At 71.1% G+C, this 23,259-nt stretch carries 18 protein-coding genes and 1 tRNA gene; 6 read left to right on the top strand and 13 right to left on the bottom strand.

Annotation, left to right across the window (positions count from 1 at the left end; all coding sequences use genetic code 11):
• Positions 1 to 86 precede the first annotated feature (86 nt).
• Positions 87 to 2,408, bottom strand: a complete 2,322-nt coding sequence (locus ACFOES_RS10645) for a glycosyltransferase family 2 protein (RefSeq protein WP_377833254.1) — start codon at positions 2,406 to 2,408, stop codon at positions 87 to 89.
• A 144-nt stretch (positions 2,409 to 2,552) separates the two neighbouring features.
• On the opposite strand from ACFOES_RS10645, the gene ACFOES_RS10640 reads away from it, so the two are divergent.
• A tRNA-Thr gene (locus ACFOES_RS10640) sits at positions 2,553 to 2,628 on the top strand.
• Between the two features lie 234 nt (positions 2,629 to 2,862).
• On the opposite strand, the gene ACFOES_RS10635 is transcribed toward ACFOES_RS10640, so the two are convergent.
• Genes ACFOES_RS10635 through ACFOES_RS10615 form a run of 5 tightly spaced genes read right to left on the bottom strand, consistent with a single transcriptional unit; the run spans position 2,863 to position 11,091 of the window.
• Positions 2,863 to 5,724, bottom strand: a complete 2,862-nt coding sequence (locus ACFOES_RS10635; protein WP_377833253.1) for an FAD-binding and (Fe-S)-binding domain-containing protein — start codon at positions 5,722 to 5,724, stop codon at positions 2,863 to 2,865.
• Positions 5,725 to 7,116: a 2-oxoadipate dioxygenase/decarboxylase HglS gene (hglS, locus tag ACFOES_RS10630; RefSeq protein WP_377833252.1), complete on the bottom strand. Its 1,392-nt coding sequence runs from the start codon at positions 7,114 to 7,116 to the stop codon at positions 5,725 to 5,727.
• Positions 7,117 to 7,126: 10 nt separating this feature from the next.
• Positions 7,127 to 8,407 carry an NAD(P)/FAD-dependent oxidoreductase gene (locus ACFOES_RS10625; RefSeq protein ID WP_449222438.1) on the bottom strand — a complete coding sequence of 427 codons (1,281 nt, stop codon included), beginning with the start codon at positions 8,405 to 8,407 and terminating at the stop codon, positions 7,127 to 7,129.
• Positions 8,397 to 9,890, bottom strand: a complete 1,494-nt coding sequence (amaB, locus tag ACFOES_RS10620; RefSeq protein WP_377833250.1) for an L-piperidine-6-carboxylate dehydrogenase — start codon at positions 9,888 to 9,890, stop codon at positions 8,397 to 8,399. Before amaB ends, ACFOES_RS10625 begins: the two co-directional genes overlap by 11 nt.
• Before the next feature lie 49 nt (positions 9,891 to 9,939).
• Positions 9,940 to 11,091 (bottom strand): pyridoxal phosphate-dependent aminotransferase, encoded by a 1,152-nt coding sequence (locus tag ACFOES_RS10615; RefSeq protein WP_377833249.1) that lies wholly within the window; start codon positions 11,089 to 11,091, stop codon positions 9,940 to 9,942.
• A 133-nt stretch (positions 11,092 to 11,224) separates the two neighbouring features.
• On the opposite strand from ACFOES_RS10615, the gene ACFOES_RS10610 reads away from it, so the two are divergent.
• Positions 11,225 to 12,136, top strand: a complete 912-nt coding sequence (locus ACFOES_RS10610) for a LysR substrate-binding domain-containing protein (protein ID WP_377833248.1) — start codon at positions 11,225 to 11,227, stop codon at positions 12,134 to 12,136.
• A 35-nt stretch (positions 12,137 to 12,171) separates the two neighbouring features.
• Here the strand turns inward: ACFOES_RS10610 and ACFOES_RS10605 are convergent, their stop codons facing one another.
• The 5 genes from ACFOES_RS10605 to ACFOES_RS10585 all read right to left on the bottom strand — a co-directional run bounded on the left by ACFOES_RS10605 (position 12,172) and on the right by ACFOES_RS10585 (position 17,044).
• Positions 12,172 to 13,245, bottom strand: a complete 1,074-nt coding sequence (locus tag ACFOES_RS10605; RefSeq protein WP_377833247.1) for an ornithine cyclodeaminase — start codon at positions 13,243 to 13,245, stop codon at positions 12,172 to 12,174.
• Positions 13,246 to 13,341: 96 nt separating this feature from the next.
• Entirely contained in the window at positions 13,342 to 14,139 is a 798-nt protein-coding gene (locus tag ACFOES_RS10600; RefSeq protein WP_377833246.1) for an N-formylglutamate amidohydrolase, read from the bottom strand.
• Positions 14,139 to 15,455: a glutamine synthetase gene (locus tag ACFOES_RS10595; protein ID WP_377833245.1), complete on the bottom strand. Its 1,317-nt coding sequence runs from the start codon at positions 15,453 to 15,455 to the stop codon at positions 14,139 to 14,141. The genes ACFOES_RS10600 and ACFOES_RS10595 overlap by 1 nt, the downstream gene beginning before the upstream one ends.
• A complete protein-coding gene (locus tag ACFOES_RS10590) occupies positions 15,448 to 16,107 on the bottom strand; it encodes an isochorismatase family cysteine hydrolase (protein WP_377833244.1) in 660 nt (219 codons plus the stop codon). Before ACFOES_RS10590 ends, ACFOES_RS10595 begins: the two co-directional genes overlap by 8 nt.
• A gap of 25 nt (positions 16,108 to 16,132) precedes the next feature.
• Positions 16,133 to 17,044, bottom strand: coding sequence for a MurR/RpiR family transcriptional regulator (locus ACFOES_RS10585; RefSeq protein WP_377833243.1), 912 nt, complete (start codon positions 17,042 to 17,044; stop codon positions 16,133 to 16,135).
• Between the two features lie 215 nt (positions 17,045 to 17,259).
• On the opposite strand from ACFOES_RS10585, the gene ACFOES_RS10580 reads away from it, so the two are divergent.
• The 4 genes from ACFOES_RS10580 (at position 17,260) to ACFOES_RS10565 (ending at position 21,985) form a co-directional block, all read left to right on the top strand.
• Positions 17,260 to 19,053: a branched-chain amino acid ABC transporter ATP-binding protein/permease gene (locus ACFOES_RS10580; protein ID WP_377833242.1), complete on the top strand. Its 1,794-nt coding sequence runs from the start codon at positions 17,260 to 17,262 to the stop codon at positions 19,051 to 19,053.
• A gap of 68 nt (positions 19,054 to 19,121) precedes the next feature.
• Positions 19,122 to 20,282: an ABC transporter substrate-binding protein gene (locus ACFOES_RS10575; protein ID WP_377833241.1), complete on the top strand. Its 1,161-nt coding sequence runs from the start codon at positions 19,122 to 19,124 to the stop codon at positions 20,280 to 20,282.
• 57 nt (positions 20,283 to 20,339) lie between these two features.
• A complete protein-coding gene (locus ACFOES_RS10570) occupies positions 20,340 to 21,062 on the top strand; it encodes an ABC transporter ATP-binding protein (RefSeq protein ID WP_377833240.1) in 723 nt (240 codons plus the stop codon).
• Between the two features lie 35 nt (positions 21,063 to 21,097).
• Positions 21,098 to 21,985 carry a branched-chain amino acid ABC transporter permease gene (locus ACFOES_RS10565; RefSeq protein ID WP_377833239.1) on the top strand — a complete coding sequence of 296 codons (888 nt, stop codon included), beginning with the start codon at positions 21,098 to 21,100 and terminating at the stop codon, positions 21,983 to 21,985.
• A gap of 183 nt (positions 21,986 to 22,168) precedes the next feature.
• On the opposite strand, the gene ACFOES_RS10560 is transcribed toward ACFOES_RS10565, so the two are convergent.
• A complete protein-coding gene (locus tag ACFOES_RS10560; RefSeq protein WP_377833238.1) occupies positions 22,169 to 22,294 on the bottom strand; it encodes a hypothetical protein in 126 nt (41 codons plus the stop codon).
• A gap of 34 nt (positions 22,295 to 22,328) precedes the next feature.
• Positions 22,329 to 23,225: a LysR family transcriptional regulator gene (locus tag ACFOES_RS10555; RefSeq protein WP_377833237.1), complete on the bottom strand. Its 897-nt coding sequence runs from the start codon at positions 23,223 to 23,225 to the stop codon at positions 22,329 to 22,331.
• Positions 23,226 to 23,259 lie beyond the last annotated feature (34 nt).

Genomic DNA, 23,259 nt, shown 5'->3' with positions numbered 1-23,259 from the left:
GCTCCTTTCCCTTTCACCTTCACCCAAATATCCCGGGGGTCCGGGGGCAGCGCCCCCGGCGCTCTCCATCCATGCCCGGGTCGGGCCTAATGCTTCGCCTCGCCGCGATGCTCGACGGTGAAGAAGAAGTCGCGCGGCAGCTCGCGTCGGTGCAGGTCCTCGGGGATCACCTGCGGCCCGGCATTGAAGACGTTGGCGCCGAAATGATGCAGCATCCGCGACAGCCGCTGCATCCGCTCTCCGGTCAGCGCGGCGTAGAACGCCTCCTGATCCGGCCGCGCCCGCAGTTCCGCGATCTTGGCGCGGTGGCAGGCGACCGAATGCTCATGCGCCGCCCGGATCTCCGGATCGGCCAGCAGCCGGTCGAACTCTGCCCGCAGCGCCGGGATCATGCGCTGGATCGAGCGTTCCTCGACCGCGTTGTGGTTCATCCGGAACCAGTAGTTCAGCCCCTGGTCGCGATCGACATGGTTGACCCGGCCGCGGTCGCGCTTGACCAGGAAGCTCTCGGCCGAGCGCACCGCGTAGTGGTTCAGGCTGACCCAGTCGTAGCCATAGGTATCGAGCGACGAGCGCCAGCCGTTGCGCAGCATCTCGATCGGCATCCGCCGGCCCGAGCCGTTGAGCCAGCGGATCTGCGGCCAGAGGTCGGGCTTGAGCCCCTTGGGCCGGTGCACCCCCATCTTCTTGTAGATGCCGATATTGCGGAACAGCGTCTTGAAGCCCCAGGCCTGATGCGGCTTGCGGACCAGCTCGGGGGCGCAGAGCGGGAACTGCTCGATCATGAATCTGTCTTCGTATTCATGGACATCGGCATTGCCGAACAGCCGCCAGGTGAGCGAGATCATGTTCGCCTCGCCCATCGCCTCGTAAAGCGCGGCCAGGGTGCCGTCGCCGATCTTTATGTCGATGAACTCGTCGACATCCATGCAGATCACCCAGCCGGCGTTTTCGATCGCCGGCTCGCTCTCGGCGGCCTGCAATGCGGCATGCTGGGGCTTCAGCGCACCGCCCGGCCGCCACGGGTTGGCGCGGTGCTGGACGAGGCCCTTGCGCTGGAGCAGGTCCAGCATCGTGTCGGTGCCGTCGCTGCAATCGTTGGTGTAGATCAGGAAATCCTCGACCCCGATGGCGCGGTGATAGGCCAGCCATTCGAGGATGAAGGGCCCCTCGTTCTTCATCGTCGTGACGATGGCGGTGCGCCCGGCCTCGGCGGCCTTCCGCGGCGCCGGCTTGCGGTCCGAGCGCGGCGGCCGCACCGGCTTGGCGCCGAAGACCCCGCGCGCCATGTCCAGCAGCAGCGGATCCTCGACCAGGCTGGTCTTGGGCGCCAGTTCCGAGGAATTGCGCCCCGGCACCCGCAGCCCCATGCAGCGGAAGAAGGGCACGACCTTTTGCGGATCGGGCTTGGCATAGGCGATGCGCAGCGCCCGCCAGGTGTTCTCGAGCCCGGCGACCTCGGGCGCGACGCACCAGCGCACCATGCCGCGGCGGTTGTCGAACTGGTGGCAGATATGGTCGCCGAAGCTCTCGGCGGCGCCGTTGCGGACGCGCCAGGGGTAGATCCGCTTGCCCGCCACCAGGACCACGCCCGACTTGTGGTCGCGCGCCAGCGCGAAGGCCGTCGGCGTGTCCTCGGCCCGCGGCGCGAAGAGGTCGGTGACATCGAGATTGGCAACCGCCGCCGCCCGCGCCAGGAAGCGCCACTTGGCGATCTCGTAGATCAGCCCCTCGCCCAGCGGCGCCCGCCACGGGTCGGGGTCGGGCGGTGCCATCCGGTCCTTTCCCGGCGCGTCCGGGGCGAGGAACGGGTGGCTCTCGGGCCCCAGTCCCGGCTTGCCCAGCGGCACCGGGCTGTCGAGCACGACGACGCGCAATTCGCGGGGCAGGGCGGCGACGGCCTCGGCCAGGTCCGCCGCGAAGGCGTCATGGCTGCCGGCCGGGCTGTCGGGCGGGGCGCGGTTGACGATCACCGCGCCCCGGGCGCCGTGATGGCGGGCGTGATAGTCCAGCCAGTCGCGCACGGTTTCGACCGGCTCCTCCAGTCGCAGCCCCAGCAGCACGTCGCGCCCGGCCAGGAAACCCGTCTCGGCCAGCGCGGTTTCGAGCGCGATCTCGCCCGCCGCCGTGGCCAGTCGCAGCGCGGCGCCCTGCGCGACCGAGCCGCAGACCATCACCCCGCCCGAGACCTCGCGCAACTCCTCGATGCCGGCGCAGCCCGGGCGCGGGGCGGGGTCGAAGGCGTCGGGCCGGGTGCCGGTGGCGAACATGGCGCGGAACCGGTCGCGCCCGTCCCCGGCCGGCCACCGCACCGCGTCGAGCCAGCACAGCCCGCCGGCCCGCCCCGGGCGCAGGCTGCGGCGCATCAACGGCGGAGCGGTCTGATCCTCGGCGGAGGGGCGGGGCATGGCGGGGCGCTGCTCGACTGTCGGTTTGCCCGCATGTTCTCTGCCGGGCGTGTCCTCGGGATAGCACATCGCCCCGCCCAGGCAAACGCCGCGGCGCGCAAGCCTCTTGCACCACGCCCCCCGCCCGCGTATCTCGGGCGCAGCGCCCCTATAGCTCAGCTGGTAGAGCATCTGATTTGTAATCAGAGGGTCGGGAGTTCGAGTCTCTCTGGGGGCACCAGCCTAACTCTGCACCATCAAGCGGCTGGCGTCCTTGTCCCGACGCCGCGAGATATGTGTCTTGCCTGCCGTGACGGATATGTGCCGCTCCCCGTGCAACTCCCCGTGCAACTCCCCGTGCCGCCTTGCCGTCTCTCCGGCAGAACCGGGCCTGCCTTGAAGCGGGGGGGCCGCGCCTTCGCGGGCTGATCGCGGCTCCCCCTCCTGTCGGCGCAGCTGTCCCGGCCCGGGCGGCCTATTCGACGGATGCCGCCGCCAGGACCTCTGCCGGATGACGCGGCCGCCGGCCGCTCAGGCGCTCGGCCTGGCAGCGGCAGGAAAAGCCGGTGGCGAGGGCGCGGGGGCCCGCGGCCTCGACCGGGCCGCGCCAGCTCAGATCGTAGAGCCGGCGCGAGATCTCCTGGTTGGCGCGCTCGTGGCCGAAGGCCCCTGCCATGCCGCAACAGCCGGTCGCCACCGGCTCCAGCCGCTCGCCGAAGGCGGCGAAGATCGCCTGCCAGCGCCCGGCGCTCTGCGGATCGGCCGAGATCTCGGTGCAATGCGACAGCAGCTGCCACGCCGGGGCCGACGCGGTCGCGCGCGGCCTCGGGCCGTGACCGGCCGCGATGCGGTCGGCAAGGTATCGGTCGAGCGGAACGAGCCGGTCGCAGCCGAGGCCGAGCGCCGCATCGTCGCTGCGCGCCATCTCGGCCACCGCCGGTTCGATCTCGATGATTGCCGCATAGTCCGGGGCCAGTCTGCGCAGGACGTCGTAGCGGGCCTGCGCCGCCGCGGCATAGCCTTTCCGCAGGCCCAGCACCGCCCGGGCCTTGCCGTTGCCAAGCACCGGGCCGCGGCTGACGCGGCAACCCAGGGTGCCGAGCAGGCGCTCCGCCGCCTCCACCACCGCGCCGTCGAAACTGCCCAGGAAGCTGTCTGGCAAGAGCAGGACCCTGGGGCCGTCGCCGCGTGGCGCCGCGGGCGGGCCGGGCGGGCGCAGGGCGGGCAGATCGACCAGCCCCAGCCGTGCGATCGGCGGCGCCAGCGCCCGCAGCACCAGGTTCGCGGGCCCCGGCGCCGCCCGCAATACCGGGCCGGCGCCTTCCATCGCGGCAAGAAGGTGGTGGTGCGGCGGTCGCCGGCGGGCCGCGTAATAGCTTTCGTAGAAGCGGCTGCGCATCGCGGGGATGTCCACCTTCACGGGACAGGCGCTGGCGCAGGCCTTGCAGGACAGGCAGGTCGACAGGCTGTCGTGCAGTGCCGCCTCGATCGCGCCCGGATCCTCGCCCGCGGCGCGGCGGCGGAGCCAGTGCCGCAGAAGCGCGGCCCGGCCCTTGGGCGATTGCCGCCGGTCGCCGGTCGCCTTGTAGGAAGGGCACATCGCGGATGTGTCGGAGCGGTCGAAGCACTGGCCGTTGCCGTTGCAGCGTTGGGCCAACTCGTAGCCCGCCAGCAGTTCCGGCGTGACGGCCGCGTCGCGGGCGCCGCGAAAGGGGACCGCGTCGATCCGCTGCAGGGGGGCGTCGGGGGCCGGCGCCGCGATCTTGCCGGGATTGAGCAGGTTGCCGGGGTCGAAGGCGCGCTTGACCCGGCAGAGCGCCGCGTAGAGCCGCGGGCCGAAGACCTGTGGCCCGTATTCGCCGCGGAACCCCTTGCCGTGCTCGCCCCACAGGATCCCGCCATGCTCCTGTACCAGTCGCGCCACCCGATCGCTGATGCGGCGGATCATCGCCGCGTCGCCGGGCAGCCGCATGTCGAGCGCGGGCCGGACATGGAGGCAGCCGACATCGGCATGGCCAAACATGCCATAGGCCAGCCCGGCCTCGTCGAGGATGGCGCGGAAGCCCGCCACGAAGTCGCGCAGCCGCGGCGGCGGCACCGCGGCATCCTCGACGAAGGGCGTGCCCTGGCGTTGCACATCCATGCGCCCCAGCAGGCCGACGCATTTCGCCCGCAGCGCCCAGAGCCGGGCGATGACGCCGGGATCGCTGACGGCACGGCTGCCGATCACCGCGCTCGGGGCGGCGCCGGCGCGCGCCTCGAACCGGGCCAGCGCCGCCGCGAGCCCCGCATCGTCGCCGGCCTGAAGCTCGACGAAGTTCAGGCCCAGGACAGGCCGCCCGTCTTCGGGCAGCACCCCGGACAGGGCGTCCCACACCGGATCCTCGCGGGCGAGCGACAGGATGCGGTCGTCGATGAATTCCACTGCCGCCGGATCGCCCGCGACCAGCCGTTCGGCATCGCCGAGCGCGGCCAGCGCATCGTCATAGGCCAGCACCACCAGCGCCCGCCGCGCCGGCTTCGGCACCAGCCTCAGGGTCAGCCGCTTGGTCAGCGCCAGCGTGCCCTCGGACCCCGCAAGCAGCTTGGCCAGCGTGAACCGCCCACCGGCCGTCACGTCCCGCAGGTTGTAGCCGGTCAGTCCGCGGTTCATCACCGGGAAGACCCGGGCGATCTCGTCCGCCTCCTCGCGCAGAACCGCGCGCAGCTCGCGGTGGATATGGCCGGGCAGGTCGTCGCGGGCGCAGACGGCCTCGAGCGCCGCGGCGTCGAGCGGTTCGGCCCGCCAGTCGCTGCCGTCGGCAAGCACCACCTCCAGCGCCAGAACATGGTCCGAGGTCCGCCCGTGAAGGCGCGATCCCTTGCCCGAGGCGTCGGTCGCCGTCATCCCGCCCAGCGTCGCCCGCGAGGCGGTCGAGACGGTGGGCCCGAACATGAGACCGTGCGGCGCCGCCGCGCGGTTGAGCTGGTCCAGGATCACCCCGGGCTGGACCACGGCAGTCGCGCCGACCGGATCGAGCGCCTCGATCCGCGTCAGGTGGCGCGAGCAGTCGACGACCACGCTCTCGGTCAGCGACTGGCCGTTGGTGCCGGTGCCGCCGCCGCGGGCCGCCAGCGCCGTGCCCGAAGCCTGCGCCGCCCGCATGATGCGGTCGAGGTCGTCGGGCTCGCGCGGGAACAGCACCATTTCCGGCTGCAGTTCGTAGACCGAGTTGTCGGTCGCGTGCACGATGCGGGTGGCGGCGTCGGCCGCGATCTCGCCGCGATAGCCTTCAGCGGCGAGGGCGTCGCGGAAGGCCGACCCGGGATCGGCGGCGGCACCGGGGCGCGCGGGCATTCAGGCGGCGTCCGACAGGCGGGCGATCAGATGATCCTGGCCAAGCGCGGCGAGCGCGCGGCGCAGGCTCTGCTTCTCCGCCGCCCGGTAGAGCCGGTCGGCGTCGGTCACCTGCGCCCCGAGCGCGGTCTCGAAGGCCTCGCGGTTGGCCGCGGCGCTGTAGTTGGACTGGGCGTCGCTGCCGAGGTTCGACTGGAAGATGCCGGCCGCGGAGACCGGCAGGAAATCCTCGTAGGTCTGCGGATCGGCGATCAGCCGGCCGGCTTCGATCAGCGCCTCGACGCTGGCCGCGGGGGGCACGGCGCCGCCGGCCGGGCGATAGCGGAAGTAGGCGAGACCGTCGCGGCGCAGGCGGGCGGCATCGTCGGGAAACGCGGCGAAGCGTGCCTCGAGCGCGGCGACATAGGCGGCGCCGCCGCTGCCGTCGGCCCCGACCGGGGCGCTGGCCCGCGCCGCGGCGAGGCAGCGGTCGTAAAGCGCGCGCCCGGCCGGCTTCAGGGCCACCCCTCGCTGTTCGATCTCGCCGAAGCGGGCGGTGTGGCGGCCGGCCGCCGCCGCGCCCTGGAAGCGCACGGTCTCTTCCAGCGCCTTGAACGAGGTCTGGCGCAGCAGGATCGGCGCGCGACGCCGCGGCGGACCCTCGACCACCGCCTTGGGCGTGATCCCGCGCCGGGGCATCGCGGCCTGCACCGCATCGATGTCCAGGGTGCGCGGCGTCAGGTGGTTGATATGCGGCCCGCGAAAGCTGACCACGTCGGCGATCAGCCGGTGGGCCTCGTGCAGCGCGGCATAGGTCTCGGAACTGACCGTCGCCTCGGAGTGCCAGCGGAATGTCTGCAGCGCCTCGGCGACGAAGCGCCGGGCGTCGGCCGCCGACAACCCGCCTTCCGCCTCGGCCCGGTCGATCAGCGTCAGTGCGCCGGGGGTGAAGATGCGGCGCTGGGCGAGGATCGCCGCGGCCGTCTCGGCCAGCGCCCGGTCCTCGACCAGCTCGAGCCGGATCAGCGAGGTGAAGACGCGGAAGGGATTGCGCGCCAGTGCCTCGGGCGTGATCGGGCGGAAGGCGGTGGAATGGACCGGCAGCCCGGCCACGGAAAGGTCGTAATAGCCCACCGGATACATCCCCATCACCGCGAACATGCGGCGGATGCCGGCAAGCTCCTCGGCGGTGCCCAGCCGGATCGCGCCGTGGCGCTCGACGTCGAGCCGCGCGCGCTCGCCGCCCGCGTCGAGCTGCGCGGCGAGGTCCGGATCGGCCTCCAGCGTCGCCGCGTTGACCGCGCGCACCAGGTCGATGAGGGCGCCGTATTGCGGCACCTCGGCGCGGTACATATCCGACATCGCGCGCGAGAAGAGGGTGCGGATGTCGTCGGGATGCATGTGGTCGGTCATTGCGGGAGCCTCAGGGTTTCGGAAGGGGAAGGAGGGCATGGGTCAGCGTCGCGCCGCATTCGTAATAGGCGGCGCGCAGCGCGGGCAGGTGTTCGCTATGGCCGGTCCGGACCGGCAGCGGCAGGGCCTCGGGTCCGGCGCCCAGCAGCGCCCGGGCGGCGGCGGTGCCGAGCGCGGTGCCCGGCGCGATGCCGCGTCCGGAATAGCCGAAGATCGCGAAGCCGCGCGGGCCGATGTCGAGCAGCTTTGGAATGTGGTCCGAGGTCATCGCGATCCGCCCCTGCCAGTGATGGCTGAAGGGGACGGAAGGCAGCTCGGGAAAGAGTGCGCGCAGCTTGCGCCGCGCCCAGCGGGTGTGGAACCAGGCGCCCGGTCCCGAGACATCGCCGATCCCGCCCAGCACCAGCCGCCCGGCCCGGTCCATGCGGAACGAGGACATCACCGTTGCCGTGTCCCAGCAACCTTCGCCGCCGGGCAGGATGCGGGCGCGGAGCGCGTCGGGCAGGGGCGCGGTGGCGAACTGGCTGTAATGGACCGGCGTGAAGCGCGGCCGCGGCATGCCGGCGGCGGCGCCGTGATAGGCATTGGTCGCCAGCAGCAGCGCGTCGGCGCGCAGCACCGTGCCGTTCGCCGTCACCTCCCAGCCGCTGTCCTTGCGCGCGATCGCGGCCACCGGGGCGCGTTCATGGAGCCTCGCTCCGGCGGCGCGCGCGGCGCGCGCCAGGCCGCGGGCATAGGCGAGCGGCTGGACGGTGCCCGCGCGGGGGTCGAAGAGCGCGCCGTGGAACGCGGCCGAGCCGGTGCGCCGCGCCGCCTCGGCCGCGTCGAGCAGCGCGAGCGGCGCGCCGAGCGCGCCCCCCTGGCGGCAACGCTCGCGCAGATCGCGCAGCCCGGCCGCGGAATGGGCCAGATGCAGGGTGCCCGCGCGTGTCGCCTCGCAGGCGATGCCCTCGCGGGCGATCAGGTCGAAGACCTGCCCCGGCGCCGCCGAGAGCGCCGCCAGCAGGCGGCGTCCCGGCGCGTCTCCCATCTCGGCGATGACGGTCTCGGGCGGCAGCCAGAGCCCGGCATTGACCAGCCCGACATTGCGCCCCGAGCCGCCATGGCCGATGGTCTCGGCCTCCAGCAGCGCGACCGTCGCCCCGGTCCGCGCCGCCTCCAGCGCCGCCGCGCAGCCGGTGAAGCCGCCGCCGACGATGACGAGGTCGACCCGGGCCGGCGCCAGCTCGTCCGGCGTCACCCGCTCCTCCGCGCTTGCGGCCCAGAGGCTGCAATTGGGATCAGAGGTCAAACTTCACCCCCTGGGCGAGGGGCAGTTCGGCCGAGAAGTTGACGGTCGAGGTCTGGCGCCGCATGTAGCCCTTCCAGGCGTCCGAGCCGCTCTCGCGCCCGCCGCCGGTTTCCTTCTCGCCGCCGAAGGCGCCGCCGATCTCGGCGCCCGAGGGGCCGATATTGACGTTGGCGATGCCGCAATCCGAACCGGTGGCCGAGAGGAAGGTTTCGGCCTCGCGCATGTTCAGGGTGAAGATGCAGGAGCTCAGGCCCTGGGGCACGTCGTTCTGCAGCGCGATCGCCTCGTCGAGCGTTTCGTAGCCGACGACGTAGAGGATCGGGGCGAAGGTCTCGGTCTTCACGATCGCGCTCTGGGCCGGCATCTCGACCAGCGCCGGGGCCGCATAGGCGCCGCCGGCCACGCCCGCGGCCACGGCGCCGCCATGCACGGTGCCGCCCTCGGACCGGGCCTGCGCCAGCGCCGCCTGCATCGCGTCGAGCGCGGCCTCGTCGACCAGCGGCCCGACCAGGGTGCCGGGCGCGCGCGGATCTCCGACCGGCAGCGAGGCATAGGCGGCCCTGAGCTTCGCGACCAGATCGGTGCGGATGCTGTCATGCACGATCAGCCGGCGCAGCGAGGTGCAGCGCTGGCCCGCCGTGCCGACGGCCGAGAAGACGATGGCACGCACCGCCATGTCGAGATCGGCCGAGGGCGCGACGATCATCGCGTTGTTGCCGCCCAGTTCGAGGATCGGCCGACCGAAGCGCGCCGCCACCTTCGGCCCGACCTGGGCCCCCATCCGGGTCGAGCCGGTGGCCGAAACGACGGGGACGTCGCGGCTGTCGACCAGCGCCGCGCCGATCTCGGGGCCGCCGATCACCAGCTGGGCCAGACCCTCGGGCGCATCGCCGAAGCGCGCCAGCGCGCGGTCGAGGATCTTGAGGCAGGCCATCGCCGTCAGCGGTGTCTTCTCGGACGGTTTCCAGATGATCGGATTGCCGCAGACCAGCGCCATCGCCGCGTTCCAGGACCAGACGGCGACCGGGAAGTTGAAGGCCGAGATGATGCCGACCGGCCCGATCGGGTGCCAGGTCTCGGCCATGCGGTGGCCGGGCCGTTCCGAGGCGATGGTGTAGCCGTAGAGCTGGCGCGACAGGCCGGTGGCGAAATCGCAGATGTCGATCATCTCCTGAACCTCGCCGAGCCCCTCGGAGGTGATCTTGCCGGCCTCCAGCGTCACCAGCGCGCCGAGCTCGTCCTTGGCGGCGCGCAGCTCCTCGCCCAGCAGCCGCACCAGTTCGCCCCGCCGCGGCGCCGGCACCGCGCGCCAGGCCCGGAAGGCCTGCTGCGCGCGGGCGATGATCGCCGGCATCTCGGCGGCTTCGGTCTCGCGGATCCGCGCCACCTCGGCCCCGTCGATCGGCGAGCGCACCGCCAATGTCCCGCCACGCAACTCCGCGGCGCCGAACCCGGCGGCTTTCAGAACGTCTTCATGTGTCATTTGCGTCTCCTGTTGATGTCTTGCGGGTGCGTCCGGCGCCCGGGTAGGGTCACGCCGCGACCGGGCCCGGCGCCAAGACGGCGCTCAGGCGGTCGAGCCCGGCGTCGAGATCGGCGTCGGAATAGGCGAAGGACAGCCGCGCGTGGCCGGGCAGGCCGAAGGCGCGGCCGGGCACGATGGCAAGGCCGGCGCGGTCCAGCACCAGCTTGCAGAACGCGGCGTCGCTTTCCGCCCCGAGCCGTTCCATGGCGCCGGTGATATCGGGAAAGGCATAGAAGGCGCCGTCCGGAGCGGCGCAGGTAACGCCCGGCAGCGCGTTCAGCGCCGCGACCACCCGGTCGCGCCGGGCCCGCAAGGCCGCGCGCCGGGTGTCCAGCAGGCCCTGGTCGCCGGTCAGCGCCGCCAGCGCCGCCGCCTGCGACACCGACGAGGCGCCCGAGGTCACCTGGCCCTGCACCGCTCCCATCGCCCGGATCATCGGCGCCGGACCGATCCCCCAGCCGATGCGCCAGCCGGTCATCGAATAGGCCTTGGACACGCCGTCGACGATCAGCAGCCGTTCGGTCAGCTCGGGCGCGGCTTCGCGCATCGAGGTCCAGGGGCTGAAGGCGAGGTGACGGTAGATCTCGTCCGACAGCACCATGACCTGCGGATGATCGGCCAGCACCTCGGCAAGGGCGCGCAGCTCTTCGCGGGAATAGATCGCGCCGGTCGGGTTCGAGGGGCTGTTGAGCATCAGCCAGCGGCTGCGCCCCGTGATCGCCCGCGCCAGCTCTTCGGGGCGCAGCTTGAAGCCCTGCGCGGCGGGGCAGGGCAGGACGACCGGGCGCCCGCCGGCAAGGGTGACGATGTCGGCATAGCTGGTCCAGCAGGGCGCCGGCATGATTACCTCGTCGCCGGGGTCGAGCGTCGCCAGCATCGCATTGGCCAGGACCTGCTTGGCCCCGGTCGAGACGATCACCTCCCCGGCGACGGTCCCGGCAGCGGCGGCGATCGCCGCGCGCAACGCCGGGGTGCCGAGGGTCGGCGTATAGCGGGTCTGGCCGGCCGCAGCCGCGGCATGGGCCGCCGCGATCACGTGCGGCGGGGTCGGGAAGTCCGGTTCTCCGGTCGAGAGCGCGACCACGTCGCGCCCCTCCGCCCTGAGCGCCGCCGCCGCCTCGCTGAGCTGCACGATCTCGGATATCTCGATGCCCGACATCCGCTCCGCGCGTCTGAAACTGCTGGTTCCGGTCATGGTGTGTCCCGCGCTTTCGTTCCTTTAGTTTCAGGCTAGAACATTGGCGGGCGATATTTTAGTGATTGTTTGTCTCAATGGTTGGAGCAAAACGCACATGATCGCCCCCCGCCGCTTCCTGCCGTCGATCCCCTCCCTGCTGGCCCTCGAAGCGGTCGAGCGGCTCGGCACCGCGACCGCCGCGGCCGAGGAATTGTCGCTCAGCCATTCCGCGGTCAGCCGTCAGCTCAAGGTGCTGGAAGAGCAGATCGGGGTGACGCTGCTGCGGCGCGAGGGCAAGGGGCTGGCGCTGACTTCGGCGGGGACGGCCTATGCGCGTTCGGTGCGCGACATCCTGGAGGACCTCGCCCGCGCCAGCCTGCGGGTGCGGGCCGACGGCGTGCGCGACAGCCTCAGCCTGGCGGTCCCGCCGAGTTTCGCCACCCATTGGCTGACGCCGCGGCTGCGGCGGTTCCACGCCGCCCATCCCGACATCCTGGTGCATCTCGGCACCCGGCTCGGGACGGTCGATTTCCGGCGCGAGAAATTCGATGCGGCGATTCACTACGGGGCGCCGGACTGGCCCGGGACGGAGCACCTGCTGCTGACGCGCGACCGGGTGATCCCGGTCTGCGCGCCCGGCCTCCTTGCCGCGCCGCCCGACAGCGCCGAAACGCTGCTGTCGGCGCCGCTGCTGCATCTGGAGAGCCGCCCGGGCGGCTGGGAACACTGGTTCGAGCGCCACGGCTGCGCGGCCCAGGGCCTGCGCGGCATGCTGTTCGATCAGTTCGCGACCATGGCCGAGGCCGCGGCGCAGGGGTTCGGCATCGCCCTGTTGCCGGAATTCCTGGCCGAGATCGAATTTTCTCGCGGCCGGCTGGTCGCGGCCTGGCCCGACTATCTCGAACTCGACGGCGCCTATTACCTTGCCACCCCCGCGTCGCGACCGGCCAGCCGGTCGCTCGAGCTGTTCATGCGCTGGATCGCCGGGATCGTCACCGGAACGGCGGAAACGGGCGCCGGGGCCTGACCCCGGCGCCCGTTCCCGGTGCAGCCTGCCCCGCGTCACGATGCCGGGCGCAGGGAGGCGGCGTTGTCCTGGACGCCGTCGCCCTCGCCCAGCAGGCCGAAGAGGTCGCGCGGGTCCTCGGGATCGACGAGGAAGTCGAGCTCTTCGAAATGCGGCGCATGGGCGAGCTGATCGCGCACGTAGCGCAGGGCCGCGAAATCCTCGACCGCGAAGCCGACGGAATCGAACAGCGTCACCTGCCGGGCATCGGTCCGGCCGGGCGCCTCGCCGCGCACCACCTGCCAGAGCTGGGTCACCGGGTGGTCTTCGGGCAGCTGCTGGATTTCGCCCTCGATCCAGGTCTGGGGCGGGTATTCGACGAAGATGCTGGAGCGCAGCAGGATATCGCGCTGCAGCTCGGTCTTGCCCGGGGAATCGCCGCCGACCGCGTTGATGTGCACGCCCTCGCCGATCATGTTGTCCGACAGGATGGTGGCGTTGCGGATATCGGCGGTGATCGTGGTGATGATCTCGGCGCCCTGGACCGCCTCCTCGGCGCTGCTGCACAGGGTGATGTCGAAGCCCCGCGGCGTCAGGTTGCGCGCGACCTTCTCCATCGCGCCGCGGTCGATGTCGTAAAGCCGTAGCCGGTCGATCCCGAGCAGCGCCTTGAAGGCCACCGCCTGGAAGTCGCATTGCGCGCCCGAGCCGATCAACGCCATGGTCCGCGCCCCCTTGGGCGCCAGCAGCCGGGCGGCGAAGGCCGAGTTCGCGGCCGTGCGCAGGGCCGTCAGCAGGGTCATTTCGGTCAGCAGGATCGGATAGCCGCTGGCGACGTCCGACAGGACACCGAAGGCGGTCACGGTCTGGCGCCCGACCTTGGTGTTCGACGGGTAGCCGCTGACGTATTTGCAGCCGTAGAGCTCGCCGTTGCTGGTCGGCATCAGCTCGATCACGCCTTCGGGGCTATGGGCGGGCACGCGCGGACGCTTGTCGAAGCCCTCCCAGTTGCGGAAGTCCTCTTCGATATAGCCGGCGAGTTCCTCCAGGAACCGTTCCAGGCCGATGTCGCGGACCAGGCGCTTCATGTTCGCCACGCTGACGAAGGGGATGGTGTTGAGGGCCGTCATGATGATCTCCGTATCTGGGGATGCAGGTGACCGTTCGCCCCGGGGCGTTCGGTCGGATGAGAGAGGATGCGAGAAGGAGCGGTGCCGCCGCCGGGATCAGGGCAGGACGCCGTGACCGGGCAGCAGCGGGCGCAGGCAATGGGCCAGCCGGTGGGTCCAGAGCGCGACGCCGGCGTGATCGGCGATCAGGTCGTTGCGCACCTCGATCAGCACCGCGGGCAGACCCCGGGCCTCGCCATGGAAGGGCACGGTGTAGTCGTCATGGTCGATCCGGTAGGGCTCGTTGTCGCCGATCGTCAACTCGGGGCCCTGCGCGCGCAGGCCGGCCATCAGCCCGGCGGCGAAGTCCCGGGCGCCGGCATAGAGAACGCCGACATCCCAGGGGCGGGCGACCTCGTGATAGACCGGGTTGAAGCTGTGGACGCCGACGACGAGGGGGCGCAGGCCCTGCGCCTGCATCCGGTCGAGCCGCCGCGATACCGCCGCGTGGAAGGGCGAGAACAGCGTCTCGATCCGTTGCCGCCGGGCGCGCGGGGCAAGGCCGATATTGCCCGGCACCGCGGTCGCTTCGCTGCGTTCGGGCACCTGCCCGGGATTGCCGGTCTCGCGGTTGCAGTCGACGACGAGGCGGGAGTAGTTGGTGTGGAACAGCGATGCATCGAGCGCGTCCGACAGCCCCAGGGCCAGGGCCATCGCGCCGATGTCCCAGCCGATATGGCGGCGGCGCTCGGCCTCGGACAGGCCGAGATCGCCAAGCTTGCGCGGGATCCGCAGCGCCGCGTGTTCGCACAGCAGCACCAGCGGCGCGGTGCCGTCGGGATTGACGGCGCCGTAGGCCGGGGGCTCGTCGATCGCCAGCAGCGGCGGCAACGGTGACAATTCGCCGGGCGTCATCAGTAAATCTCCGCATATCGGGCGCAGAGCGCCGCCTCGTCGAGATCGGCGGTCAGCGCCTGTTCCTTGCGGCGCAGGCCGAGGTAGCAGGCGAGCAGATCGGGCGCGAGCGCGGCGCAGAGCACCGGGTCGGACACGATCGCCGCCAGCCCCTCGGCCGGGGTCGCGGGGAGCCGGGCGATGCCGGCGGCCGCGCGCGCCGCGGGGCTCATGGCGCCGGGGTCGCCGCGGGTGATCGGCGCCGGCTCGAAGCCCCGGCGCAGCCCCTCCATCCCGGCGCGGACCAGCAGCGCCAGCGCGAGATGCGGGCTGGCGGTGGCGTCGGCGGCCCGGAATTCGAGGTTGAAGGCGCGCGACGGGTCGTAGCCCGGCTTCTGCGAGGTCGGGCAGATGCGCAGCGTCGCCTCGCGGTCATGCTCGCCCAGCGTCGTCCAGGACGCGGCCCAGTGGTGGGGCTGCAGGCGCAGGCTGGAAACCGCGCTGGGCGCCGCGAAGGCGGCCAGCGCCGGCATATGGGCGACGATTCCGGCGGCGAAGCGTGCCGCGCGTTCGGACATTCGCCCGGGCCGGTCGGGATCGTAGGTCGCCGGGGTGCCGTCGCTCTCGGTCAGGCTGAAATGGATATGGACGCCATTGCCGATCGCCTCGGGCGCAGTCTTGGGCGCGAAGCTCGCGCGCCAGCCCAACGAGGCGGCCAGCTCGCGGGTGATCTCGCGCACGGACACGGCACGGTCGGCCGCGGCCAGCGCCGGGGCCGGGGCACAGACGATCTCGTACTGGTCCGTGCCGTATTCGGGCAGGAAGGTTTCCGGCGCGCAGCCGGCGGCCTCGAGCAGCCCGACCAGCCGGGGCCCGAACGCGTCGGCGCGGCGCGCCGCCGCCAGCGAGAACGGGGCCGCCGCGATCCAGCCAGCGCCGAAGATCTGGAATTCGTGCTCGAAGGCGGCGGTGAGGCGCAGGCCAAACTCCTCCTCGAGATCGGCCAGCGCCGATTTCAGCAGCGAACGCACGCAGCAATCCCACGGCGTGCCGTCCAGCGCGGTGATATCGGAGTGGTAGAAATGCAGCGGCGTGCGGCCCCCGATCTCGACCCGTATCCGGGCCTCGGGATCGGGCGCGAGGCGCAGGTCGCCGGAGGAGCCGAAGGGCGTGTCCTCGGCGATCTCTCCCTGCGGGGTGAGCGCGAGGTTCGCGGGCACCCAGCCGAGGCCGCGCGCCAGCGCCTTGTCGAGATCCTGCGCCGCCACCGCGCGGCCCCGGGTGATGGCGCAGAGATCGGTGGTCACGAAGCTTGCCAGTTCCATCGCGTCAGACATCTGCGGCAACTCCCTTCAGCGCCGCGATCCGGGCCAGCACGGTTTCGGTGTCGGTGATCCAGCAATAGCCGCCGAAAGCGTTCAGTGCCGCCCGGTGGCGGTCCTCGCTGTAGGTCGCGCAGGCGTCGTGGACGAGGGTCACCATGTAGCCGCGGTCGGCGGCGTCGCGCACGGCCATGTCGACGCATTGATCGGTGACGATCCCGGCGATCACCAGGAACCGGGTGCCGAGGTTGCGCAGCACGTAGTCGGCATTGGTCGAGTTGAAGAGACCCGACGACGTCTTCGGCAGCACGATCTCGTTGGTGCGCGGCGCCAGCGGCGCGATGATGGCGCCCTCGGGCGCCCCTTTCGGCACATGCATGTCCGACAGCTTGTGGTCGAGCGAACGGTCGCGGCCATCCTCGGTCAGGCTCTCGATGATCGTGTGCAGCACGTTTTCGCCGGCATCGCGGAAGGCCGCGAGCAGCCGGACCTGGTTGGGCACGACGGTTTCGGCAAGACGGCGCATGAAGGGGGCGTCGGCGGGCAAGGGATGTTTCGGGTCCATCATCGGCTCGGCCCAGATCCGCTGCATGTCGACAAACAGCAACGCGGTCTCGCCGGTGCGATAGGCGGCGTCACGGCCGGGGCGGGGGGTGTCATGACTCATCGGAGGTTCTTGTCCTTGTTGGATGTCACTGGTCCCCGTCGCCGCCGTCCGGCTTGGCGGAAGCGGGGCCGGAAGCGGGATCGGGGGCGAACTCGGTGATGCCGGCCTGGCGCCGCAACGCCTCGATCCGCTCGAACCGCGCGCGCGAGCGCTGGGCCAGCCTGGCGGTGAGCACGCCGACCAGCGCCTCGGTCTGCGCCAGGGCCGGAACCATGGTGTCGAAGGGCGTCGGGCTTTCGACCGGCACCGTGAGGATGGTCTTGGCCAGTTCGGCGATCGGCGATTGCCAGCGGTCGGTGAACAGCAGGATCCGCGCGCCCTGCTCGGCGGCGGCCCGGGCCAGGCTGATCGTGTCCATCTGGTAGCGCCGGTAGTCGTAGACAGCGAGCACGTCGCGGCGGCGGATGTCGGCGATCCTGTCGACCCGGTCGGCGGTCGCGCCCGTGATCAGGCGGCAGCCCGGGCGCAAGAGGTTCAGATGCGCCCAGAGAGAGCCGGCGAGATAGCCCGAGAAGCGGCCGCCGAGGCAGAAGACCGAGGCATTCTCGTCGGTCAGCAGCCGCACCGCCTCGTCGACGTCGCTGGCGGTCGAGGCCAGCCCGGTCTGCTCGACCGCGACCGAGGTCGCGTGCAGCACCTCCTGATAGATCCCCTCCGGGGCGTCCATGCCCTTGCCGGCATCGAGCATCTCGAGCGGCGAATTCATCCGCTCCTCGACCTCGGCCAGCAGGGCGCGCTGGAACTCGGGATAGCTGGGGAAGCCCAGCCGGTTGACGAATCGCACCACCGATGGCGGCGACACCCCGGCGGCGGCGGAGAATGCGACCACCGTGTTCAGTCCCGCCGCCGGGTAATTCGCCAGCAGCACGCGCGCCAGCTTGCGGTCGGCGGGCGTGAATTCGATGCCCTTATCCGTCAGCAAACTCCGAATCGACATGGCTCCCTCCGTTTCTTTCCTGCCAGGCCCGAGCCGATCCGGCCGGCACAGGGCTGTGACCAACGATTGTGCATTTCATTACATTTGTCAACATAAGCATAAAATTTGAAAAATTCTTGACATTGCGCTTGGCCGCCGTTTTGCTTGAGGCATCACGAACAGGGCCTGCTGTCGGGCCGCCAAAGAGGACAGGGTGGATGATGGAAGCGCGCGGAATGAAGCTGAGTGGAGCGGTGCTTCTGGCGTTGCCGCTGGTGGCGCTGGGGCTCGTCGCGCAATGGCTGCTGCCGGGCGCGACCGCGCGGCTTGCGACATTGCTGATGATCTACGTGATCGCGGTGGTCGGAACCGGGGTCTACACCGGCAACTCGGGGATCATGTCCTTCGGCCATTGCGGGTTCATGGCGCTCGGCGCCTACGCGTCCGGGCTGGTGACGATCAATCCGCGGATCCTGCATGTGGCGCTGCCGCATCTGCCGCCGATGCTTCACGGGCTGGCCGGTCACAGCCTGTGGCTCGGCCTCGTCGCGGCGCTTCTCGTGGTGGCGGTGACGGCGCTTGTCTTCGGCCTGCCGATGGCGCGGCTCGGGGGCGAGGCGGCGACGATCGTGACGCTGGGCTTTCTCGTGATCGTCTATGTCGTGCTGGTCGCCTCGGGCAACATCACGCGGGGCAGCCAGACCTTCTTCGGCATTCCCAGCGGGCTTGATCCGCTGACGGTGATGCCGATCGCGGCGCTGAGCGTGGTGCTGGCGCGGCTCTACAAGGAATCGCACTCCGGGCTCGCGCTGCGGGCGGCGCGTGAGGACGACATCGCCGCCACCTCGATCGGGGTGAATATCCCGCGTGAACGCTTCGCCGCCTGGCTCCTCAGCGCCTTGCTGTGCGGCGTGGCGGGGGCGCTGCTGGCGCATTTCCTCGGGGCTTTCTCGCCCAAGGACTTCTACTTCAACCTGACCTTCCTGCTGATGGCGATGCTGATCCTCGGCGGCATCTCGACCGTGACCGGCGCCCTGGGCGGCACCGTGGTGATGTTCGTGGTCCTCCAGCTGCTGCGCCAGATCGAGGGTGGGGCGACCATCGCGGGCGTCCACCTGCCGCCGATGTTCGGGCTGACCTCGATCGGCGGGGCGCTGGTGATCCTGTTGTCGATGTACAAGCTGCGTGACGGTCTGTTCGGCCTGCGCGAGCTGGACGAGCGGTTCGCGGATCGCCTGGCGGCGCCGGGGCAGGCCCGGACCGCGGCCGGGCGGCCCGGCACCGGGGTCGAACGCCTCGTCGGCAAGCTCGAGGTCGACGGCGTCGGGCGCCGCTTCGGCGGGCTGATCGCGCTCGAGGATGTCTCCTTCACGGTCGAGCCGGGCCAGGTGGTCGGGCTGATCGGCCCCAACGGCGCCGGCAAGTCGACGCTGATCAACGCGATTTCCGGCGTCGTGCCCGCCAGTTCGGGCACGGTCCGGCTGGGCGGGCACGACGTCGCGCAGATGCCGGTGCACAAGGTGCCGCTGGCCGGGCTCGGGCGCACCTTCCAGAACATCCGCCTGTTCCGGAACCTGACGGTGCTGGAAAACGTGCGGGCCGCGGCCGAGGCCGCGGGCGCGCGCGGGGAGGCTGCGGTGACCGAGGCCCGGGCCGCGCTGGCGGCTGTCGGGCTGGCCGAGATGTCCGGGCGCCTGGCCGCGACGCTGCCCTACGGCGCCCAGCGGCGGCTCGAGATCGCCCGGGCGCTGGCGTTGCGGCCCTCGTTCCTGCTGCTCGACGAGCCCGCCGCCGGCATGAACCCGACCGAGACCAACGAACTGATCGCGGTGCTGCGCCAGATCCGCGAAGACCACAGCATCGGCCTGATGGTGGTCGAGCACGACCTCAAGCTGATCATGCGGCTCTGCGACCGGATCGTGGTGCTCAACAAGGGCCGCAAGATCGCCGAGGGAACCCCGGACGAGGTCCGCGCCGACCCCCATGTCGTCGAGGCCTATATCGGCAGCCGCGCCGCAGAGGCGGTGTGAGCGCCCAAGATACAACCACCGGCCGCGGCAAGGGAAATCGCGGCCGCCATGTCCAAAGGGAGATTGACATGACCAGACAGGCACTCCGCATCGCCGTGACGGCGACGGCCCTGGCCGCGGCGGCGACCTTGCCGGCCCAGGCCAAGGACCTGACCATCGGCCTCGCCACGGCCCAGACCGGGGCGCTGGCGCCCTACGACCAGCCTTCGCTGGCGGGCTTCCGCATGGGGGTGGACGAGATCAACGCCGCCGGCGGCATCGACGGCAAGTGGAAGATCAAGCTGATCACCAAGGACACCCGCTCGGACACCGCCGAGACCGCGCTTGCCGCGCAGGACCTGGCCGGGGCGGGGATCCAGGTGATGATCACCCCCTGCGACGCCGACCCCTCGATCGCCGCCGGCCTGATCGCCCAGCAGGCGAAGATCCCGACCTTCTCGTTCTGCGCCAGCACCCCGACGCTTCCGCTCGATGTCGGCGACTACATGTTCGGCGCCTATCCGGCCGATAACGAGCAGGGCACGATGCTGGCCGAATACGCGATCAAGCAGGGCTACAAGACCGCCTATCTTCTGGTCTCGCCCGACAGCGCCTATACGCTGAAGCTGCCCGAGTATTTCGGCAAGGTCTTCAAGGCCGAGGGCGGCAAGGTGGTCGGCCAGGCCTCCTACAGCCTGGGCCAGCAGGATTTCAGCGCGGTGGTGACCAAGATCAGCGCCATGGACCCCCGGCCCGACGTGCTGATGACCTCGGCCTACGAACCGGCGTTCCCGGCCTTCATCCGCCAGCTGCGCGGCGCCGGCGTCAAGATCCCGGTGCTCGGCTCGGACGGGATCGACACGCCGACCACGCTCGGCCTCGGCAAGCTGGTCGACGGGGTGGTCTACTCGACCGCCGGCTTCGCCAAGCCCGGCAGCAAGCTTGCCGCCTTCAACGCCCGCTACGAGAAGCTGACCGGTAAGAAGCCCGACACGCTCTATATCGCCAACGGCTATGACCTGGCCCATGTGATCGCGGCAGCGGTGAAGAAGGCCGGCAGCCTGGACCCGGCGACGATCCGCGACGCCATCGCCGGCCTCAAGGATGTGCAGGGCGTGACCGGGGCGATCACCTATGCCGGCACCGACCGCATGCCGCTGCGCAGCGTCTCCCTGGTGCGCATCGTCAGCGATAAGCGCGAGCTGGTCAGCCAGGGCATCCCGCCCGTCAGCAAGGTGCCCGCGCCCTGAGCGCGCCCGATGCCGCCCGCCCGGGAGCGTGGTCTCCCGCCAGATCTGGAGAGGACAATGACCGGTTCTGAAACCCTGCTCGAGACCCTCGACCTGCATGTCACCTATGGCCCGGTGGAGGCGGTGAAGGGACTCTCGCTGTCGGTGCGGCGCGGCGAGATCGTGACCCTTCTCGGCGCCAATGGCGCCGGCAAGAGCTCGACCCTCAACGCGCTGGTCGGGCTGGCCCCGCGCCAGGCGAAGGCGATCCGCTTCGAGGGGGCCGAAATCGGACGCATGGCCACCGAGGCGATCGTTCGTCGCGGCATGACCCTGGTGCCCGAGGGGCGCCGGGTCTTCGCCGAGCTCACGGTGGCCGAGAACCTGCTGCTCGGTGGCGCCCGGCATCAACGCCGCGGGCCGCTCGACGCGGTCGAGGCCGACATGCTGGCGCGCTTCCCGATCCTCGGCCAGCGGCTGCACCAGAAGGCGGGATCGCTGTCGGGCGGGGAGCAGCAGATGCTGGCCATCGCCCGGGCGCTGATGTCCTCGCCCGACCTTCTGCTGCTCGACGAGCCCTCGCTCGGGCTTGCACCTCAGATCGTCGACGGCATCTTCGACCTGATCGCCGGCCTGCGCGACCGGGGCCTGACGATCCTGCTGGTCGAGCAGAACGCGGCACGGGCGCTCGAGATCGCGGACCGCGGCTATGTGCTGGTCAACGGCCGCGTCGAGATCTCGGGCAGCGCCGCCGAACTGGCGGCCTCGTCGAGCGTCCGCGACGCCTATCTCGGCGCCTGAGCGGCGCCGGGACCTGCAAGCAAAGGATCCAGGATATGGACATCTTCATTCAGCAGTTCGTCAACGCCCTCAGCCTCGGCGGCACCTATGCGCTGCTGGCCCTCGGCCTTGCCGTGGTGTTCTCGATCTCCGGGCTGATCAACTTCGCCCATGGCGAGCTGATGACCGCCGCGGGATATGCGCTCTACTTCGCGCTGCTCGCCGGGCTGTCCTTTCCGCTGGCCTGCGCCGTCGCGGTGGTCGCCGCGGTGGTTCTGGCCGCCGCGATGGAGGCGGTCGCCTTCCGCCCGGTGCGCGGTGCCTCGGGCACGACACTGCTGCTGACCAGCTTCGCGATCAGCGCGATCCTGCGGATCCTGTTCCAGGACCTGATCTCGGCGCGGCCGCTGCCGATCAACTTTCCGGCTGCGCTGTCGGGGCAGATCGCGATCGGGGCGCTGCACCTGGGGGTGATCCAGGCGATCTCGATCGCGGTCACGGCACTGATGCTGGTGGCGCTGAACCTGTTCCTCGCCCGCACCGTCGCCGGGCGCGCGATGCGCGCCGCGGCCCAGGATTTCGCGGTCGTCCAGCTGATGGGGATCCGGGCCAACACCGTGGTCGCGACCTCCTTCGCGCTGTCGGGGCTGCTGGCCGGCGTGGCCGGGCTGCTATGGGTGGCGCAGCGCGGCAGCGTCGATCCGCTGATGGGGTTCCTGCCGGTGCTCAAGGCCTTCATCGCGGCGGTGATCGGCGGCCTCGGCAGCCTGTCCGGAGCGGTCGCCGGCGGCTTCCTGCTGGGCTTCGTCGAGGTCTTCCTGCAGGCCTACCTGCCCGACGCGTTGCTGCCCTATCGCGATGCCTTCTCGATCCTGCTGGTGATCCTCGTCATGCTGTTCCGCCCCGACGGGCTGATGACGCGCAGGAAGATGATCAAGGTCTGAGCCTGTGCGGCCGCAAGCGGCTGCCTCTCGGGCGGAGCGTTCTCGTGCTCGATCCGCTCGACGGCGCCGGCCCTTCGCCGGTGTCCGGTCGCAGGGGGCGAAGGTGCCATCCATCCGCTGCAACGGTTCGGATGGCCGCCTCCGGGGCCGCGCGTCATGCTCCTGAAGGGCGGCAACGGCCGGTCACGTCGTGTCGCGGCCCGACGAGAAGGGGGCGGTCTTCAGCCGCTTGCGGCTCGAATGGCTGCCAAGCGGGACGAGGCGCGCCCTCGCGGCGCCGCCACCACCGGCAGCAATCGAGGCCGGCATCTTGCCGGCACCGTCGCCATCTGCGCGGCCAGGATCAGGCCAGTTCGGCCGCCAGCCTCGGCGCCGCGAAGTCGAGGAAGGCGCGAAGCTTCTGCGGCAGCAAGGGGCGCGGCTCGTAGAGAAGATGGACCGGCCAGGGCGCGGGCTCGTGATCCTGCAGCAGCGGCACGAGCCGCCCGGCCCTGATCGCGGCGGCGGCCTGGTAGGACAGAACGCGGGTAAAGCCGAGCCCGTCGACGGCGGCGTCGACTGCCGCTTCGGCGGTGTTCACGACCAGCCGCGAATGCACCGGCACGGTCCTTTCCTGCCGGCCGGAACCAAACCGCCAGTCCCGCGGCGACATCAGGTTCTGGAAGGTGATGGCATCGAGCGCCGACAGCTCGCCCGGGGCCGCCGGCGTTCCGCGCTCCGCAAGGTAGGAGGGGCTGGCGCAGACGATCCGGCGCACCTCGCCGACCTTGCGGGCAATGAACACGCTGTCGGCAAGCGGCCCGATGCGCACCGCCAGATCGAGATGCTCTTCATGCAGGTTGACCGGGCGGTCCGTCAGCTCCAGCTGCACGTCGACATCCGGGAAGGCCCGCAGGAAGGCGTTGACCGCGGGCAGCACATGCAAGCGGCCGAAGACGATCGGGGCGGTCATGGTCAACACCCCGCGCGGCGCGGAGAACTCGCCGGAGGCGATGCGTTCGGCCTCCGACACGTCCTCCAGGATCCTGCGGCAGGCGGCGACATAGGTCCGGCCCGTGTCGGTCAGCGTCAGGCCGCGGGGCGAGCGCAGCAGCAGTTCGGCGCCCAGCTTGCCCTCCAGTTCGGAAACCCGGCGGCTGACGGTGGCGATCGGCATCCGCAAGGCCCGCGCGCCGGCGGTCAGGCTGCCCTCTTCCACCACCCGCAGGAGGATGGCCATGGTCTCGAGACGATCGGTCATGCGATTTCCAATTTATGGAAACATCCATCTCGAT

This window comes from Acidimangrovimonas pyrenivorans (genome assembly GCF_042643245.1).
In the GTDB taxonomy this organism is placed as follows: Bacteria; Pseudomonadota; Alphaproteobacteria; order Rhodobacterales; family Rhodobacteraceae; genus Acidimangrovimonas; species Acidimangrovimonas pyrenivorans.
Note: the sequence above shows the minus strand (reverse complement) of the source record. Positions and strands in the feature narration are given on the sequence as shown.